This window comes from Pseudomonas sp. NPDC087639 (genome assembly GCF_044743385.1).
GTDB lineage: Bacteria > Pseudomonadota > Gammaproteobacteria > Pseudomonadales > Pseudomonadaceae > Aquipseudomonas.
In genome coordinates this window covers 13,440-31,195 of record NZ_JBIUWI010000065.1, presented here as the reverse complement: position 1 = coordinate 31,195, position 17,756 = coordinate 13,440, and the positions used below count along the sequence as shown (strand labels likewise).

Here is a 17,756-nt window from a genome sequence, read left to right as displayed (position 1 = left end):
ACAGCCAGAAGGCCTGACTCTACTCCGAGGGGAAACACCATGGGATTCAATTGCGGCATCGTCGGCCTGCCTAACGTCGGCAAGTCCACCCTGTTCAACGCCCTGACCAAATCCGGTATCGCGGCCGAGAACTTCCCCTTCTGCACCATCGAGCCGAACAGCGGCATCGTGCCGATGCCGGACCCGCGTCTGGAAGCACTGGCGGCCATCGTCAATCCAAAGCGCATCCTGCCGACCACCATGGAATTCGTCGACATCGCAGGCCTGGTAGCCGGCGCCTCGAAAGGTGAAGGCCTGGGCAACAAGTTCCTGGCCAACATCCGTGAAACCGATGCCATCGCTCACGTCGTGCGCTGCTTCGAAGACGAAAACGTAATCCACGTCTCCAACAGCGTCGACCCGAAACGCGACATCGAAATCATCGACCTGGAACTGATCTTCGCCGACCTCGACAGCTGCGAGAAGCAACTGCAGAAAGTCGCACGCAACGCCAAGGGCGGTGACAAGGACGCAGTGGTTCAGAAAGCTCTGCTGGAGCAACTGATCGCACACTTCACCGAAGGCAAGCCTGCGCGCAGCCTGATGAAGAACATGAGCACTGACGAAAAGGCAGTCATCAAAGGCTTCCACCTGCTGACCACCAAACCGGTCATGTATATCGCCAACGTTGCTGAAGACGGTTTCGAGAACAACCCGCACCTGGACGTGGTCAAGGCCATCGCCGAAGAAGAAGGCGCCATGGTGGTTCCGGTCTGCAACAAGATCGAAGCGGAAATCGCCGAGCTGGATGACGGCGAAGAGAAGGACATGTTCCTCGAGGCCCTGGGTCTGGAAGAGCCTGGCCTGAACCGCGTGATCCGCGCCGGTTACGAAATGCTGCACCTGCAGACCTACTTCACCGCCGGTGTCGAAGAAGTCCGCGCCTGGACCGTCAAAGTCGGTGCCACCGCACCTCAGGCTGCCGGCGTGATCCACACCGACTTCGAAAAAGGCTTCATCCGCGCCGAAGTTATCGCCTACAACGACTTCATCCAGTACAAGGGCGAAGCCGGCACCAAAGAAGCCGGTAAATGGCGTCTGGAAGGCAAGGACTACATCGTCAAAGACGGCGACGTGATGCACTTCCGTTTCAACGTGTAAGCGACACGCCCAAGAAAAAGCCGCGTTTGATACGCGGCTTTTTTGTGCCTGAAATCTACTGTTGAACATTTCCCCTGTGGGAGCGAGCCTGCTCGCGAAGAGGGAGTGTCAGTCACATCTCTGCGGATGACACACCGCATTCGCGAGCAGGCTCGCTCCCACAGTTTGAACTGTGTGAGGTCAGGCCTTTTTGGTCCGCGGCAAAAAGATCGCCAACACCCCGAACAGCGGCAAGAACGAGCACAGGAAGTAAACGTACTCAATCCCGTGCACATCCGCGAGATGCCCAAGTAACGCCGCGCCAATCCCGCCAAAACCAAACATCAAACCGAAAAACACCCCGGCAATCATCCCGACATTGCCCGGCACCAACTCTTGCGCATAGACCACAATCGCCGAGAACGCCGAAGCGAGGATGAAGCCGATCACCACGCTGAGGACCGTCGTCCAGAACAGATCGACGTGAGGCATGAGCAGCGTAAACGGCGCCACGCCCAGGATCGAAAACCAGATCACCGCCTTACGCCCGATCTTGTCGCCGATCGGCCCGCCGAAGAAGGTGCCCGCCGCCACCGCGCCAAGAAACAGGAATAAGTGCAGCTGCGAACTGGCCACCGACAGGTCGAACTTCTCGATCAGGTAGAACGTGAAATAGCTCGTGAGGCTGGCCATGTAGAAATACTTGGAGAACACCAGCAAACCGAGCACCACCAGCGCACTGGTCACCCTGCCCTTAGACAACCCGTGAGTCGCTGCCTGACCGGCCTTGAGTTTGAACAGGTTCAGGTGATGGGCGTACCAGCGACTGATGCGGTACAGCACGAACAATGCAAATACTGCGAACAGACCGAACCACGCCACGTTGCCCTGACCGAACGGAATGATGATCGCCGCCGCCAGCAACGGGCCGAACGCAGAACCGGCGTTACCACCGACCTGGAAGGTCGATTGCGCCAGACCGAAGCGTCCGCCCGAGGCCAGCCGCGCAATGCGCGATGCCTCGGGGTGGAACGTCGAGGAGCCGATACCAATCAGCGCCGCCGCCAACAGAATCAATGGAAAACTGCCGACCATCGACATCATCACGATGCCAATCAGCGTGCAGATGGAACCCGCCGGCAACAGCCACGGTTTCGGATGGCGATCGGTGTGATAACCGACCCACGGCTGCAAAAGCGAGGCGGTCAGTTGAAACGTCAGGGTAATCAAACCGACCTGAGTGAAGCTCAGACCGTAGTTGGCCTTGAGCATCGGGTAGATCGACGGCAGCACCGACTGGATCAGGTCATTGATCAAATGCGCCAGCGCCACCGCGCCGATGATGCGCATCACCAGTGGGCTGCTTTGGGGAGGAGCGGACGCCGAGGCAGCGGCGGTCTGAGCGTTGCTGATAGCCATGGAAATTTCCGGACAGCAGATGGGTGCCCGCAGGCAGGTGCGTCAATGTGCCATTTTTCGGTGCGCCAGCGCCATCCCCTTAGCCAGCTAACGAACGAGTTGTTCATCGCCACAACGGTGATAGCGCAACGCCATGGTCTGAATCTTGCCTTGCTTCTCCGCTTGAACGCGGCGCCCTTACAAAGGGCACCGAGAATGGGAAGTTTCGCTACAGAGCCGGCCTACAGAGCAGGCGAGAGTGAACTTTCGAGGCCTTTTAGCAGGGCACAACATCAAGGTCGACCGACCGCGATGCACGCCAATGGTGCGTGGTGTCCAGAGGAGTCATGAGGCATGCAGGCATTCCTTTCACCGGGGATCAAATTGCTGGGGCGGTTTGGCTTCGCACGTAAATTCCAGCTGTTGTTTCTACTGTTCATTCTGCCGTTGGCCGGCAGTCTGTTGATGATCGGCCAGGACTATCGCGACAAGCTCAATCTGATTTCCGGCGAACGCGCCGGGGTGCGACAGTTGCTCAGCCTCGATGCGCTGGACAACCTGCTCGCCGCCCAACGTGACCGCGCCGCCCGTTGGCGCGCCACGGAAACCAATCGCCAACCGACGCCGGCGACCCTCGCCGCCATGGCTGCATTCGATGGCGTGCAACCCGCCGTCCTGCAAGCCACTGCCGATTTGGGCAATGCCCTGAAAAACGAAGGCGCCGACGGCGAGATTCTCGTCCGCTTTCAGGCACTGCAAACCGCGCTCAATGGCCTGGATTCGAAAAGCCTCAGCGGCGTCGGCTGGTGGCCGGACGGTTACGACCGGTTCACCCATGCCCTCAGTGCCCTGCAAGCGTTGCGCGAGCAGATCGTCATGGACAATCGCCTGACCTTGGCACCGTGGCTGGAAACCTACTTGCTCACGCAAATTTCCACCCAGCACGCGCCGGACTTGATCGAACGGGTCGGTCGCCTCGCAGCGGTGGGTCAGGCTTCGGTGGTGTCCGGCCAGTTCACCTTGCAGAGCCGTTTGCAGTTGCGCGACCTGCGCAGCCGCATCGGCGATGCCCGCGAGCAGCTTGTCAAAACGGCAGGCCTGCTCGAAGCGCGCCTGCCGAAAGAGCTGCAAGCCTGGGCCGGCCAGTATCACGGCAGCCTGAAAAACCTCGATGCTGGCCTCAAGGTGCTGGATGACGGCGTGTTCGGCGGCAGCATCACGCTCAAGCCCGAAGAGTTCGAACGCAGCCTCGACGCGTTGCTGACCGACCTCGCCTCCCTGCGCCAGCAATCGCTGGTGTCGCTGGATCAGCGCCTGGAGGCCTACCACGCTTCGGCGATTCGCCAGTTCATCCTCGTCGCCGCTGTATTCGGCTGTCTGCTGCTGGCCGCGTTGTACTTGTTCATCTGCCTGCAAGCCTCGATCCGGCGTAGCGCCAGCGGCATCACGGTGCTTGCCGAAGCCCTGCGTGACGGCAATCTGAGCCTGCAAGTGCCGGTGGAGGGCCGCGATGAGTTGGCGGCGATCAGCACCGCGCTCAACGTCGCCGTGGTGCAACTGCGCAACAGCATGCTCGGCGTCGACCACGAGACCTCGCAACTGAGCAACGCGGTGCGCAGCCTCAACGATCATTCCAGCGGCGCGCTGGGTGAAGTCGAAGCGCAACAGTTGCAGATCAGCCAGATCGCCGCTGCCGCCACGCAACTGGCTGCCACTTCGCAAGGCGTGGCGCAGAGTTGCGAACAGGCTTCCGGCAGCGCGCAGCACACCCAACGCATCGCCGCTGACAGCAGCCGCGACAGCCAACGGACTACCGCGAGCATTCAGCAGCTCAATCAACGCCTCAACGAAACGGCAGCGGCACTGGGCCGGGTCAGCGAACAAGGGCAGCAGATTCAACTGGTGGTCGACACCATTCGTGGTGTTGCCGAACAGACCAACCTGTTGGCACTCAACGCTGCGATTGAAGCGGCGCGCGCCGGTGAACAGGGACGCGGTTTTGCCGTGGTGGCCGATGAGGTGCGCAGCCTGTCGCAACGTACGCAATCGTCCACGGCGCAGATCGCCGGCACCGTTGACAGCCTACGCGCCACGGTCAACGAAGCCGTGAGTTTGATGGAAGCCGCGTGCGGCCAGGCGCAAACCGATGCCGAGTCGGTCACCGGTCTCGGTGAACGCTTGGGCGAAATCGCCAGCGCCGTGCAGAGCGTCACCGACACACTCGCGCAGATCGCCACGGCGGTTGAAGAGCAAGCGAGTACCGCCGATGAGGTCAGCGGCAATATCCAGCAGGTCGATCAGGCAGCGGTGCGTTTGCTTGAAGGTGCGCGGGCGGTGAACTTGGCGGCGGATACCCTGAGCCAGGGCAGCCATGCGTTGAGCGCCAATACCGCAAGATTCCAACTGCGTTGACGCCCTGCCCGGCCCCGATTTCCGGGGTCGGAGGATAAGCGGTTGAAAACAGGAAGAAATATTTTAAATTTACGCTTGACGCTTTTCCATTTCAGGGGAATAATGCGCGCCACTTGGCTACATAGCTCAGTTGGTTAGAGCATAGCATTCATAATGCTGGGGTCCGGGGTTCAAGTCCCTGTGTAGCCACCAAGTACTAAAAACGGCTTACCAAAAGGTAGGCCGTTTTTTTATGCCTCGAGAAAAGTGCCCACAGCACTGCGCCCGGCAAGCCTTGTTTTTACTGCGTCAGCGTTTCCAGCGCCGCCAATCCCTTCCCCCAAACCTGCCGAGTCCGCAGCCCCACCATCGCCCGCCAATCCTGATCCGCCGGATAAAACTGCTCCAGCAAATTCAACTTGATCGCCCTTCCCATCGCACCCAGCGGATCGCCATGCAGATGCAGCCAATGGTCATCACGCAAATATCGATGCACGTCCGCTCCCGGATACGTCCCGCACTCGATCACGAATGGCATCAGTTGCACACCTGGTAATGCATTGAGCAACGCCTGCGAGGTGTAACCGGTAGCTGTCGCCGCAACCCCGGTTTCACTCAGGGTATTGGCGCCGGTGTGCAGGGTGTAGAGCCATGGGCCGTAGATCGATCGGGCCTGCGCCAATGCCGGGTATGGCGCCTCAGTGATGGTCAACAGCATCGGATGACCGTACTCACCAGCCCCGGTGTGCAGGTCGAAACACATCAGCGTTTCTGCGCCAGCCAGATGTGCTTCGATGATTTGATGCAACGTGCGATTCGACCAACTCGGCGCGCGACCGCCGTAAAACAATCCATCGGGATGGCTGTGCTGACCGCCCTCGACAATCGACATCACCGCCGGCCAGCCATGCTCATCGATCTGCGCAGCCAGCAAGGCATCGGCACGTTGTCGCTCGGGGCCGTTCAGGTCGCGGCAGGCGTAGATTTCATGCAGCGCGGCGTAAGCGCGGTTATCCGGTAGCGACCCAGTGAAATCCTGGTGATTGCGGTTGAGGTCGATGTTGTCTTCATTGACCCGCCGCAACCACGCCGTGCCCCAGGGATTGATCAGGTGAACCATCACCACCGCGACGTCCTTGGGCAGCGAACCCGGCACGAAGGTTTTCAGCCAGTCGATCTGACAGTCGGAGCCGTAATAACCCTCCACGCCATGCGTACCGCTAAGCGTCACCAAACGCCGCTTCGCCTGCGGGTCGCCGAGCACGGCCACATCGGTGCTCAACGTTTCGCCAAACGGCCCGCAACGCGGGTGTGCGTAGGAGGTAAGCGTCGCGCCGGCGGATGTCGCAGCGGCAAGAAACTGTTCGCGCTGATGGCGGTAACTGGACTCGCTAGGAAACTCGCTGTTCATGTCGGCCTCTTGTGGATTTTTCTGGCTTCACGATTGCCACTGACCCTACAGAAAATTCGCCAAGGCATGAAGGAGAAACACACCGGTGGTTTGCGTCCTTCACGGTCGGTCGATAAAGTCCGTCAGACTTTTATCCCACGGACGGAGAGCCTACGTGTTTACAGCCCTGCCCTTGAGCCGCTTTCGCCTGCCTGCCCTGACCCTAATTATCAGTGCCCTGACCCTCACCGCGTGCAACGCCCCGCCCTCCTCGACCCTGCCGCTGGCGCCAGAAGCCGCCTCCGGTTATCGCACCGACCTGCAAACCCGCCACGCCAGCAAACACATGGCCGCCGCTGCGAATCCGCTGGCCACTGAAGCCGGTCGCGAGATGCTACGTCAGGGCGGTTCGGCGATTGATGCGGCGATTGCGATGCAAGCGGTGCTGACGCTGGTTGAGCCGCAATCCTCCGGGATCGGTGGCGGCGCGATGATCGTGCTGTGGGACGGTAAACAGGTGCGCACCTATGACGGTCGCGAAACCGCGCCGGCCGGCGCCACCGAGAAGCTGTTTCTGCAAGCGGACGGTAAACCGATGCCGTTCCCGCAGGCGCAGATCGGTGGCCGTTCGGTCGGCACGCCGGGCGTGTTGCGCGCACTGGAGATGGCGCATAAACAACACGGGCGCCTGCCGTGGGCGAAGCTCTTCGAGCCGGCAATCAAACTGGCCGAGCAAGGCTTTGCGATTTCCCCGCGTCTGTATTCGCTGCTGGCGTCAGACCCGGTGATTGGTAAATCGCCGGACATGGCCGCTTATTTCCTCAACCACGACGGCAGTGTCAAAGCCGTCGGCACGCGCCTGCAAAACCCGGCGCTGGCTAAGGTGTTCAAGCGCATTGCCAACGAAGGCGCCGATGCGTTGTACAAAGGCCCGATCGCCGAGGAAATCGTCGCCAAGGTTCAGGGCCACGCCAACCCCGGCAGCCTGTCGTTGAACGACCTTCAACGCTATCAGGCCAAGGAGCGCGCACCGCTGTGCACCGACTACAAACGCTGGCAGGTCTGCGGTATGCCGCCACCGTCGTCGGGCGGGATCGCCGTGGCGCAGATTCTCGGCACCTTGCAGGCGCTGGAGACCCGCGATCCGCGCCTTTCGCTGACCCCGCTCAAACCCCACAAGACTGACAAACCGGCCGGCATCGAACCCGATCCACAAGCCGTGCACCTGATCGCCGAAGCCGAGCGCCTGGCCTACGCCGACCGCGCGCAATACGTCGCCGACACCGACTTCGTGCCAGTGCCGGTCAAAGGCCTCGTCGACCCAGGCTACCTCGCCAGCCGCGCCAGCCTGATCGGCGAACGCAGTATGGGCAGCGCCAAACCGGGCACGCCGCCGGGCGTGCAAGTGGCCTACGCACCGGATCGCTCGCCGCTGCGCATTTCCACCTCGCAAGTGGTGGCGGTGGATGACCTCGGCGGCGCCGTGTCGATGACCACCACCATCGAAGCCGCATTCGGTTCGCACCTGATGGTTCAGGGCTTCTTGCTGAACAACCAGATGACCGACTTCTCGTTCATCCCCGAAGAAAACGGGCAGAAAGTCGCCAACCGCGTCGAACCCGGCAAACGCCCACGCTCGTCGATGGCGCCGACGCTGATCTTCGACCGCAACAGCGGCGAATTCCTCGCCAGCGTCGGCTCACCGGGAGGCTCGCAGATCATCGAATACGTGGCGAAAACCACCGTCGGCCTGCTCGACTGGAACCTCGATCCGCAAAGCGCTATCAGCCTGCCCAACTTCGGCAGCCGCAACGGCCCGACCGAACTGGAACAAGGCCAGTTCAGCCCGGCGCTGATTCAGGCGCTGAAGGAGAAGGGCCACAGCGTGAATGAAATCGACATGACCAGCGGCACCCAGGCCGTCGTGCGGGTCAAGGATGCGCAAGGGAATGTGTCGTTGGCGGGTGGCGCGGATCCACGGCGTGAAGGGGAAGCGTTGGGGGATTGAGGCTACGCAGTGAATGGAAAAGGCTTACCGGGAGGTAGGCCTTTTTTGTGGCTAACAGATTGTGTTCACTAGCATTCCGTCGCCTTTTCCTACCCCGAAAATTTGCTGCCACGGATAGAGTAAGTGACCGTTCCGCAAACAATACTTTCGGGATCTGCTGGCATCTATGAACACACAAATATTTGAACCGTACATCCACCGAACGCCAACAGCCTTGCATCAGTCCCATAGCGGGACTAGGATCGCGTCATGAGAATTATCGCTGTCAGTCAGCTCAAAAATTTTTGGGAACGGTATCCGGACTCAGAGCAACCACTGTTGGCGTGGATAGATGAAGCGAGAAAATCAAGCTGGTCAACGCCCTCGGACATCAAGGCACATTTTGCTTCTGCGAGCATTCTGAAAAGCCGCAGAGTGGTGTTCAACATCAAGGGCAATGACTTTCGCCTGATCGTAGCCGTGGCCTACCGCTTCGGCGCCATATACATAAAATTCGTCGGCACCCACAAGCAGTACGATGCAATCGACGCTGATACCGTCGAAATGGAGTAACCCATGAACATACGTCCGATTCATAACGAAGAAGACTACCGTGCGGCGCTCAATAACGTGTCTGCACTCTTCGACAACGAGCCAGAACCGGGTACCCCTGAAGGTGATTACTTCGACATCATGATCACTCTCATTGAGGCCTACGAAGCCAAACAGTTTCCACTGGATTTGCCCAATCCAATCGATGCCATCAAATTCCGGATGGAACAGTCAGGCCTGTCAGCCGCGGATCTCGCTCCGGCTATCGGTCGAACAAACAGGGTCTATGAAGTGTTGAATGGCAAGCGGGCACTCACTTTGCCAATGATCTGGAAACTTCATGAGCTGTTTGGAATTCCTGCAGAAAGCCTGATCAAGCCAATGAAGCAAATCTGATACAGATTGCAGCAACCCAGCCTGTGACCGCGGCTCAGCGATAAGCCAGCAGATGCGCACCAAACAGCAGATAACAACCACCGGCCAATCGATCCAGCCATTGACGTGACCGCTCGTAAACACCGGCAATCCGCCGACTGGCGAAGAACAGCGCCACGCTGCAATACCAACTGAACGACAACGTGGCCATGGTCATCACCGCCAGCGCCAGCAGCAACGGCGGTATATGGGCAGGCATCGCGGTGGCGAAGATTGTTGCGACGAAAAGCGCCGATTTGGGGTTGGTCATGTTGCCCAGAAAACCGCGCCCGTAAGCACCGAGCAACGTTTGCTCCGCAGCATCTGAAGCGCCTGGGACGATGGGCGCCTTGCGCTTGAATTGCTGGAGTCCGAGATAGATCAGGTAGCAGCCGCCGGCAATCTTGAAGCTCAAGTACAAGGTCGGCGCTGCGCTGAACAATGACTGGATACCCAGGCCGCCCGCCAGTCCCCACAACACCGTTCCGCTGGCAACGCCGAGCGCCGCTACCACGCCATGACGGCGGGAGCGGCTAACTGCGAGTTGAGCGATGTTGAAGAAGTTCGGGCCGGGTGTGACCACCGCAACTGTCCATAGCAACGCCAGCGACAGTAACGGTGCGAGATAACTCGAAAGGGAAAGGTCCATGGGGCACGCGCCTGATCGGTTCGACAATGCCCCTACCTTGCAACATTCGGCAATGGTTTGCCATCAACCAGCGTTAAAGCGCCAGCGTCTTGCCATCCACCGCATCACCAATCGTCAGGAAATGCCCGCCCGCCACATGGTGCAGCGTACGCAAACCATCATGCCCTTCGAAATGCCAACGCCCTTCACTGAACACACGCTCATCGGCGTGAGCGGCGATGACTTCGGCGAGAAACAGATCGTACTGTTCGTGGTTACGCGGCTCGGGCAACAAGCGGCATTCGAGCCAGGCGACGCAACCGTCGAGCAATGGCGCCTCGACTTTCTCGCCAGCAAAGGTCTGCAAGCCATAGGCCTGAAACTTGTCCTGCCCTTGGTTTTGAGTGATTTCCAGACCCGACGTGTTGCCAACGGTTTGCACTATGTCGGCCTGATTGGCGCACGGCACGTTGAGGACAAAGGTGCCGGAGGCTTCGAGCAATTGCCGCGTCCAAGTGGATTTGTCGAGTACGACGGCGACTTTCGGCGGTTCGAAATCCAGCGGCATCGCCCACGCGGCGGCCATGATGTTGCGCTGGCCGTCATGGGCGGCGCTGACCAGAACGGTCGGGCCGTGGTTGAGCAAACGGTAGGCTTTGTTCAGGGGTACCGGGCGGCGGTGGGAATCGCTCATGGGGATCTGCTCCGGGAAAAAGGAACAGATTGTAGCGCTGCCACTGGAGAAACACAGATACTGTGGGAGCGAGCCTGCTCGCGAAAGCGGTGTATCAGTCAACATCAATGCTGAGTGTACTGACGCCTTCGCGAGCAGGTCGAATCGTCGCACCGTCGCTCCCACAAGGGATCCGTGCAGGTCAGTGGGACAGTTGATTGGCGAACTGCCCGACCGCATCGACCACTTTCTGCGCGCCGTCCTGAATCTCGAGGATCACCGTGCCCGCCTCCGCCGCGAGCGCCAGCCCTTGTTCGGCCTGGAGCTTGCCGTCGGTCATCAGGGCGACGGCGTTGCGCGCCATTTCCTGGTTCTGCCGCACCACGCCGACGATTTCCTCGGTCGCCTGGCTGGTACGTGAAGCCAGTTGTCGCACTTCATCGGCCACCACAGCAAAGCCGCGACCCTGCTCGCCCGCGCGAGCCGCTTCGATCGCCGCGTTGAGCGCCAGCAAGTTAGTCTGCTCGGCAATGCCGCTGATGGTTTTGACGATGGTGCCAATCACCAGCGACTGCTCGTTCAGCGCTTCGATGCCTTCACCGGCGGTCTGCATGTGCCGCGACAGATCGCGCATCACGTTGACAGCCTCGGTCACAACGGTCGTACCGCGTTGCGCGGTGCTGTCGGTCTGCTGCGAGGTGCTGTAGGCAATGTTGGCCGCGTCGGCGACGGCTTGCTCGCGATTGACCTGATCGGTGATCACCGTGGCGAACTTCACCACTTTGTACAGTTTGTTGTTGGCATCGACCACCGGGTTGTAGGACGCCTCCAGCCAGACTGTACGACCATGGCTGTCGACCCGCTTGAAGCGTTCAGCCACGAATTCGCCATTGTTCAAACGGCGCCAGAAGTTCTGATACTGGGCGCTGTTGTATTCCTCGGGTGTGCAGAACATACGGTGATGTTTGCCTTTGATCTGCGCCAGGCTGTAACCCATGCCGTTGAGGAACCGCTCGTTGGCGTTGAGCACGTTGCCGTTGAGGTCAAACTCGATCACAGCAGTGGAACGCACCAACGCGCCGATCAGGTTTTCGTGTTCGCGGGAGGCTTCGATGGTGCGGGTCAGGTCGCTGGAGAAGATCGAAATATGTTTGATCCGACCATCCGAAGAACGTACAGGCTGGGCAATCGAGCGCAACCAGGCCTCTTCACCATTGCCACGCAACAGGCGCACGGCTCCGGCGAAGTGCTCGCCTCGGGTCAAGGCATTCCTGAAGCGGTGGTGAAATTCGTCGGATTTGACGTGAGCCGGCACGATATCCTCAAGCGCCCGACCCATCAGGTCCTGGCTCTTGTAGAGCATCTCGTTGAGGAAGTTCTGGTTGACCGATTGAATCCGTCCGTCCGGTTCAAGGGTCAGCACCAGCATCTCGCTCTCCAGGCTTTCCTTTACCTGTACAAGACTGGAGAGTTCTTCACGAAGAGCGGCCAGCTCTTGCTTCAGGCGTTTGTTGAACATGGGAAAGCACCGATGGGCAGGGTAGTAAGCGGGATACAGCCTAACCATCGGCCTTGGAAGTCTTTTCTGAAGAGCGTTTGAGACCGGTCAGTCAAAAATAGTTTGGGCGGTTGGCGTCAAGCAGCCCCGGCCACCTGACACGGGCCCGTGCGCGGCATCCGCGAGCCGAAATACGCAGCACTGAGAATCCCCACTACGCCCATCACCGCGCAGAAGATCACGCAGATCCAAGGGCTCCACGGCATCAGACCGATCAACAACAGCGGTGTGATACTCGCCCACGCGGCGTAGGCAATGTTGTAGGTGAAGGATATGCCTGACACACGGATAGGCGCCGGGAACAAACCGACCATCACCGACGGCACCGCGCCGACGACACCACACGCCAGTCCGGCCACGGCGTAGGCCAGACCAACCCAATCGCCGCCCATGATCAGACAGCCATAAAGCACGGCGATGCCTAGCGGCAGCAGCAGGCTGTAAAGCATGACCGTGCGCCAGGCGCCGATGCGATCGACCAGCAGACCGGCGATCACGCAACCGATGTTGAGGAAGACGATGCCCAATGCGCTCAGGGCAAAGGTTTGGCTAGCGGTCATGCCGAAAGTTTTCTGCATCATGGTCGGGGTGATGACCACGAACACCACCACTGCCGAGGTCAGTACGCAAGTCAGTAGCATGGCCGGCAGCATCGCCAACCGGTGTTCACGCAGCACGGTACGCAGCGGCAGTTCGACCCGCGCTTCGCGTTGCGCTTCCATTGCCATGAATACCGGAGTTTCGCTTAACCAGCGACGCAGATAGACACCGATCACGCCGAATACGCCGCCGAGCAGGAACGGATAGCGCCAGGCGTAATCGAGGATTTCCGCCGGGGTAAAGGCTTGCGCCAGAAAGGTCGCGGTCAGTGCGCCGATCAGATAGCCGAACGTCAGCCCGGCCTGCAAAACGCCCAGCGCATAACCACGATGGCCGGTCGGTGCGTGTTCGGCGACGAACACCCAGGCGCTCGGTACTTCACCGCCGACGGCCGCGCCTTGGAGGATGCGCAGCGCCAGCAATAGCAGCGGCGCGAAATAACCGATCTGCGCATACGTCGGCATGATCCCGATCAGCAGGCACGGCAACGCCATCATCAGGATGCTCAGGCTGAAGACTTTCTTGCGCCCCAATCGGTCGGCGAAATGCGCCATCAAGATCCCACCCAGCGGCCGCGCCAGATAACCGGTGACGAAGATGCCGAAGCTCTGCAACAGGCGCAGCCACTCGGGCATTTCCGGCGGGAAGAACAACTGGCTGAGGGTCAGGGCGAAGAACACGAAAATGATGAAATCGTAGATCTCCAGCGCCCCGCCAAGGGCCGCAAGGCCGAGGGTCTTGTAGTCGGAGCGGCTGAACGGCGCAGGTTTGGCCGTGGTTTGGGCAGTCATGGCAAAGAACTCTGGCAGGCAAAAAACCAAGGCGCCCATGGTCTACGCAAATGGGCGGATGGACAACCCGTTAGACCATAGTCCCGGTTTTGCAAAACCTGCTCACAAAACGGCGGCGGTTGATTTACTGTTTATGCCTGTCCTGAGGGTACGCAAAGCTCTGACAGTCATATCCACAGGGGCTATATGGTTTGACTGATAGGGATGGCAGCCCAAAGGGACCAAAAATAACCATAAAAAATCCGAGGTACTCCCGTGGCCGTTGATATCGAAGATAGCCGCTCCGCACGCTTTGCACTGCGCTGTTCAAGTTTTGCCGAACGCTGGTTTCCCGACTCCTGGGTATTCGCCGCGCTGGCCGTGATCATCGTGGCACTGGCCACGCTGGCCATGGGCGCCAAGCCCACCGCTGCCGCGATGGCGTTCGGTGACGGCTTCTGGAGCCTGATTCCGTTCACCATGCAGATGGCTTTCGTGGTGATAGGCGGTTACGTTGTCGCCAGCTCGCCCCCCGCCGTGAAACTGATTGATCGCCTGGCACGCATCCCGAAAAACGGTCGCTCCGCCGTGGCCTGGGTTGCCTTGATCTCGATGGTCGCGTCGCTGCTCAACTGGGGTCTGTCGCTGGTGTTCGGCGGTTTGCTGGTGCGCGCCCTCGCCCGCCGCACCGATCTGAAAATGGACTACCGTGCCGCCGGGGCCGCTGCTTATCTGGGTCTTGGCGCGGTGTGGGCGCTGGGCTTGTCGTCGTCGGCTGCGCAGTTGCAGGCCAACCCCGCCAGCCTGCCGCCATCGATCCTGTCGATCACTGGCGTTATTCCCTTCACCGAAACCATTTTCCTCTGGCAGTCCGGCGTGATGCTGCTGGCGCTGATCGTGATTTCGATCATCATCGCCTACGCCACCGCCCCCGGGCCGAACTCCGCGCGCGACGCCGAGGCCTGCGGCATCGACCCGGCCTTTAACCTGCCTCCGCTGCAACCGCGCACCCGGCCGGGTGAATGGCTGGAACACAGTCCGCTGCTGATCATCGTGCTGGTGCTGCTGGCGGCGGGATGGCTGTTCCACGAGTTCTCGACTAAACCGGCGATCACCGCGATCTCCGGGCTGAACACCTACAACTTCCTGTTCATCATGCTCGGCGCATTGCTGCACTGGCGTCCGCGCAGCTTCCTGGACGCGGTTGCGCGAGCGGTGCCGACCACCACGGGCGTGCTGATTCAGTTCCCGCTGTACGGCTCGATTGCCGCGCTGATGACCACGGTCAAAGGCGCCGATGCGCAAACCCTGGCGCATCACATCTCGACGTTTTTCGTGAGCATCGCCTCTCACGATACCTATGCGTTGTTGATGGGCGTGTACTCGGCGATTCTCGGCTTCTTCATCCCGTCCGGCGGCGGCAAGTGGATCATCGAAGCGCCGTACGTGATGCAAGTGGCCAACGATCTGCAGTATCACCTAGGCTGGGCGGTGCAGATCTACAACGCCGCCGAAGCACTGCCGAACCTGATCAACCCGTTCTACATGCTGCCGCTGCTGGGCGTGCTCGGTCTGAAGGCGCGGGATCTGATCGGCTTTTCGTTCGTGCAATTGCTGGTGCACACGCCGCTGGTACTGCTGTTGCTGTGGGCGCTGGGGACGACATTGGCGTATACGCCGCCGGTGATGCCGTAAATGATTGGATTGCACCTGCCTAAGGGCAGGTGCAATCAGTTTTGCTCAGCAGGAAGGACCTTCAAAAGTTCGGGCAATGCGACCTGGACTGTTTCCCACACCACATCCAGGTTGATATCGAAATAACCGTGCGCAATCCGGTTGCGCATTCCGCGCATGGCACGCCATGGCACCTGAGAATTCCGGGCGGTGAACTCAGGATAACGATCCATTACCTTCGTAGCCGCCTCGCCAATGATAACCAGGCTCATGATGACCGCTTGCTGGGTACGCTTGTCGTCGATGAACTCTTGTTTGCTCAGGCCTTCGACAAAGATCAGCGCATCACTCGCAGCTTGGCGCATGTGCTCAAGGTAATCGCCGAGCCGGTTCTCGATCATACGGGACGGGCCTGATCAAGAACCTGCTGACGAAACTTCAACGGCAGGTCTCCCGGCGTCAGCAAATCAACAGTAACGCCGAGCAGATCCTCAAGTTCGACCTGAAGTCCGCCGAGATCAAACAAGGTGGCCCCGGGCAGTGGATCGACCAAGAGATCAAGATCACTGCCTTCCATATCAGTCCCCAGCACCGCAGAGCCAAAGACTCGGGGGTTGGTCACGCGAAATCTGCCGACCACTTCACGGACGGCAGTTCGTTGCAAATCAAGAGCAATGGAAGGCTTCATGGTTCACCGTAGCCGGTTTCAATATCGCAGCAGTCTAGCAGTGCCGATGCGCGGTAGACACCGCGCCATTTGTAACCCCACCGTCACATTCCCTTGCTAGCGTCCGCCAGAAACATACTGAAACATTTAAGCAAAAACGGGCGCGACATGAACGACGATACAGACGCTAAAGACCCCTCCTCGCCAGAATCTGATAAACCCACCGACACCAGTCGCCGCCGCTTTCTCGGCGGCGTCGCGGTACTCGGTGTCGGCGCAACACTGGCGGGTTGCAGCAACGCGGGCGATCAATCCGGCAAACCGACCGAGCGGCCACTGTCCCATGCCGAATTGGACAAGGCCCTGCGCGATCAGGTGAAAACCGTGGTGGTGATCTACGCCGAGAACCGCAGCTTCAACAACCTGTTCGGTGATTTCCCCGGTGTCGAGAAACCGCTGTCAGCGCTAAAACCTGCCGACTATCAACAACGCGACCGCGACGGCAGCCTGCTACAAACCCTGCCGCCCGCCTGGGGCGGTGTCTTGCAGATCGGTCCACAAACCCTCGATGGCGTAACCTATCCCGGCGCCACGCAGTTTCAGGAAAACCTGCCGAACGCCCCATTCGCCCTCAAAGGTCCGAACGGCGAAGACTTGCCGTTTGGTCTGGTTACCCGCGATTTATGGCACGTGTTCTATCAGAACCAGATGCAGATCAATGGCGGCAAGAACGATGGTTTTGTCGCGTGGGCCGATTCCGGCGGCTTGACCATGGGCCACTACGCACAGAGTCGCTATTCCCTGCGTTTGTGGGACGTCGCGCAGGAATTCGTGCTGTGCGACAACTTCTTCCAGGGCGCCTTCGGTGGCTCGTTCCTCAACCATCAATACCTGATCAGCGCCACCGCGCCGTTTTACCCGGACGCTGCCAATTCGGTGGCCAAAAGCCAAATCGCTGCACTGCAAAGCGATGACCCGGCCGATCCAAGGCTCAAACCGCTGGCGCAATCACCCGCCAGTGCCATGACCGGCCCGCCGCAATTTGGCCCGAGTGCGCTGACGCCGGACGGTTTCGCGGTCAACACTCTCGCCCCTCCCTACTGGCCAACGTGGATTCGCGACCCGGAGCGTCCGGCGTACTCGAAACCCGATCTGCCCAACGTGTTGGTGCCGCAGACCCACGAGCACATCGGCGACAAGCTGTCGAAGAAGAACGTCGACTGGGCGTGGTACGCCGGGGCGTGGCAGGCGACGCTGGAGCAGTACAAGGATTCCGGCGGCATTCCGAAGATCCCTAACTTTCAGTATCACCACCAGCCGTTCAACTACTTCAAGCAGCAAGGCCCGGAGAATCCAGCCGAGCGCAACAAACGCCTGCGCGATGCGGGGTTGGGTGACGAGTCGAGCACCAACAAGTTCTTCGCCGACGCCGAGGCCGGCAAGCTGCCCGCCGTGAGTTTCTACAAACCTCAGGGCAACCTGAACATGCACGCCGGTTATGCCGACGTGGCGTCAGGTGACCGGCACATCGTGCGTGCGCTGAAGGTGCTGCGCGAAAGTCCGCAGTGGAAAAACATGGTGGTGATCGTCACGGTGGACGAGAACGGCGGCTGGTGGGATCACGCTGCACCGCCCAAGGGGGATCGCTGGGGGCCGGGCTCACGCGTGCCGGCCTTGGTGGTGTCGCCATTCGCACGCAAGGGCACGGTGGATCACACGATTTACGACACGGCATCGATCCTGCGCCTGATCACCCGAGTGTTCCAGCTGGAGACCCTCGACGGCCTCAAGCAGCGCGATGATGCAATGACCGCAAGAGGCCAGAAACCCATGGGGGATTTGACCAACGCCCTGCATTTTCAGGTCTGAGAGCGAGTCCTGCGGCGCAGCGTAAAAATCTGCGAATGATGGCTTCTCTGTGTCACAGCGCTGATC

General features: G+C 60.0%; 14 protein-coding genes, 1 tRNA gene and 2 pseudogenes. 8 read left to right on the top strand and 9 right to left on the bottom strand.

Annotation, left to right across the window (positions count from 1 at the left end):
* The first annotated feature begins 39 nt into the window (after window positions 1–39).
* Window positions 40–1,140, top strand: coding sequence for a redox-regulated ATPase YchF (ychF, locus tag ACIOVB_RS22285; RefSeq protein ID WP_187678059.1), 1,101 nt, complete (start codon window positions 40–42; stop codon window positions 1,138–1,140).
* Between the two features lie 180 nt (window positions 1,141–1,320).
* Here the strand turns inward: ychF and ACIOVB_RS22280 are convergent, their stop codons facing one another.
* Entirely contained in the window at window positions 1,321–2,538 is a 1,218-nt protein-coding gene (locus tag ACIOVB_RS22280) for an MFS transporter (RefSeq protein WP_401271449.1), read from the bottom strand.
* 333 nt (window positions 2,539–2,871) lie between these two features.
* Between ACIOVB_RS22280 and ACIOVB_RS22275 the strand changes: the two genes are divergently transcribed.
* Both ACIOVB_RS22275 and ACIOVB_RS22270 read left to right on the top strand, forming a co-directional pair.
* Complete coding sequence (locus ACIOVB_RS22275; protein WP_401271446.1) at window positions 2,872–4,929, top strand: methyl-accepting chemotaxis protein; 2,058 nt, start codon at window positions 2,872–2,874, stop codon at window positions 4,927–4,929.
* A 115-nt stretch (window positions 4,930–5,044) separates the two neighbouring features.
* Window positions 5,045–5,121, top strand: a tRNA-Met gene (locus ACIOVB_RS22270).
* 88 nt (window positions 5,122–5,209) lie between these two features.
* On the opposite strand, the gene ACIOVB_RS22265 is transcribed toward ACIOVB_RS22270, so the two are convergent.
* On the bottom strand, window positions 5,210–6,319 hold the full coding sequence (locus ACIOVB_RS22265) for a DUF2817 domain-containing protein (RefSeq protein WP_401271443.1): 1,110 nt from the start codon (window positions 6,317–6,319) through the stop codon (window positions 5,210–5,212).
* 154 nt (window positions 6,320–6,473) lie between these two features.
* Between ACIOVB_RS22265 and ggt the strand changes: the two genes are divergently transcribed.
* The 3 genes from ggt to ACIOVB_RS22250 all read left to right on the top strand — a co-directional run bounded on the left by ggt (window position 6,474) and on the right by ACIOVB_RS22250 (window position 9,233).
* A complete protein-coding gene (gene ggt, locus ACIOVB_RS22260) occupies window positions 6,474–8,306 on the top strand; it encodes a gamma-glutamyltransferase (RefSeq protein WP_401271440.1) in 1,833 nt (610 codons plus the stop codon).
* 249 nt (window positions 8,307–8,555) lie between these two features.
* Window positions 8,556–8,858, top strand: coding sequence for a type II toxin-antitoxin system HigB family toxin (locus tag ACIOVB_RS22255; protein WP_401271437.1), 303 nt, complete (start codon window positions 8,556–8,558; stop codon window positions 8,856–8,858).
* A 3-nt stretch (window positions 8,859–8,861) separates the two neighbouring features.
* Entirely contained in the window at window positions 8,862–9,233 is a 372-nt protein-coding gene (locus tag ACIOVB_RS22250; protein ID WP_401271435.1) for a type II toxin-antitoxin system HigA family antitoxin, read from the top strand.
* A 34-nt stretch (window positions 9,234–9,267) separates the two neighbouring features.
* Here ACIOVB_RS22250 and ACIOVB_RS22245 read toward each other — a convergent pair whose 3' ends face one another.
* From ACIOVB_RS22245 to ACIOVB_RS22225, 5 genes and pseudogenes are all read right to left on the bottom strand, one after another.
* Window positions 9,268–9,900 carry a LysE family translocator gene (locus tag ACIOVB_RS22245; protein ID WP_401271433.1) on the bottom strand — a complete coding sequence of 211 codons (633 nt, stop codon included), beginning with the start codon at window positions 9,898–9,900 and terminating at the stop codon, window positions 9,268–9,270.
* Window positions 9,901–9,973: 73 nt separating this feature from the next.
* Entirely contained in the window at window positions 9,974–10,573 is a 600-nt protein-coding gene (locus tag ACIOVB_RS22240; RefSeq protein WP_401271430.1) for a flavin reductase family protein, read from the bottom strand.
* Window positions 10,574–10,754: 181 nt separating this feature from the next.
* Window positions 10,755–11,192 (bottom strand): annotated as a pseudogene (locus ACIOVB_RS22235) (methyl-accepting chemotaxis protein); the annotation flags it as partial.
* Between the two features lie 102 nt (window positions 11,193–11,294).
* Window positions 11,295–11,981 (bottom strand): annotated as a pseudogene (locus ACIOVB_RS22230) (PAS domain-containing protein); the annotation flags it as partial.
* 206 nt (window positions 11,982–12,187) lie between these two features.
* Window positions 12,188–13,501, bottom strand: a complete 1,314-nt coding sequence (locus ACIOVB_RS22225; RefSeq protein WP_401271428.1) for an MFS transporter — start codon at window positions 13,499–13,501, stop codon at window positions 12,188–12,190.
* Between the two features lie 255 nt (window positions 13,502–13,756).
* Between ACIOVB_RS22225 and ACIOVB_RS22220 the strand changes: the two genes are divergently transcribed.
* Window positions 13,757–15,175, top strand: a complete 1,419-nt coding sequence (locus ACIOVB_RS22220) for a short-chain fatty acid transporter (protein WP_401271426.1) — start codon at window positions 13,757–13,759, stop codon at window positions 15,173–15,175.
* Window positions 15,176–15,210: 35 nt separating this feature from the next.
* Here ACIOVB_RS22220 and ACIOVB_RS22215 read toward each other — a convergent pair whose 3' ends face one another.
* Window positions 15,211–15,555 (bottom strand): DUF86 domain-containing protein, encoded by a 345-nt coding sequence (locus ACIOVB_RS22215; protein ID WP_187678070.1) that lies wholly within the window; start codon window positions 15,553–15,555, stop codon window positions 15,211–15,213.
* Window positions 15,552–15,842 carry a nucleotidyltransferase family protein gene (locus ACIOVB_RS22210; RefSeq protein ID WP_187678071.1) on the bottom strand — a complete coding sequence of 97 codons (291 nt, stop codon included), beginning with the start codon at window positions 15,840–15,842 and terminating at the stop codon, window positions 15,552–15,554. Before ACIOVB_RS22210 ends, ACIOVB_RS22215 begins: the two co-directional genes overlap by 4 nt.
* 147 nt (window positions 15,843–15,989) lie before the next feature.
* Between ACIOVB_RS22210 and ACIOVB_RS22205 the strand changes: the two genes are divergently transcribed.
* On the top strand, window positions 15,990–17,690 hold the full coding sequence (locus tag ACIOVB_RS22205; RefSeq protein ID WP_401271423.1) for an acid phosphatase: 1,701 nt from the start codon (window positions 15,990–15,992) through the stop codon (window positions 17,688–17,690).
* The last annotated feature ends 66 nt before the right edge of the window (window positions 17,691–17,756 follow it).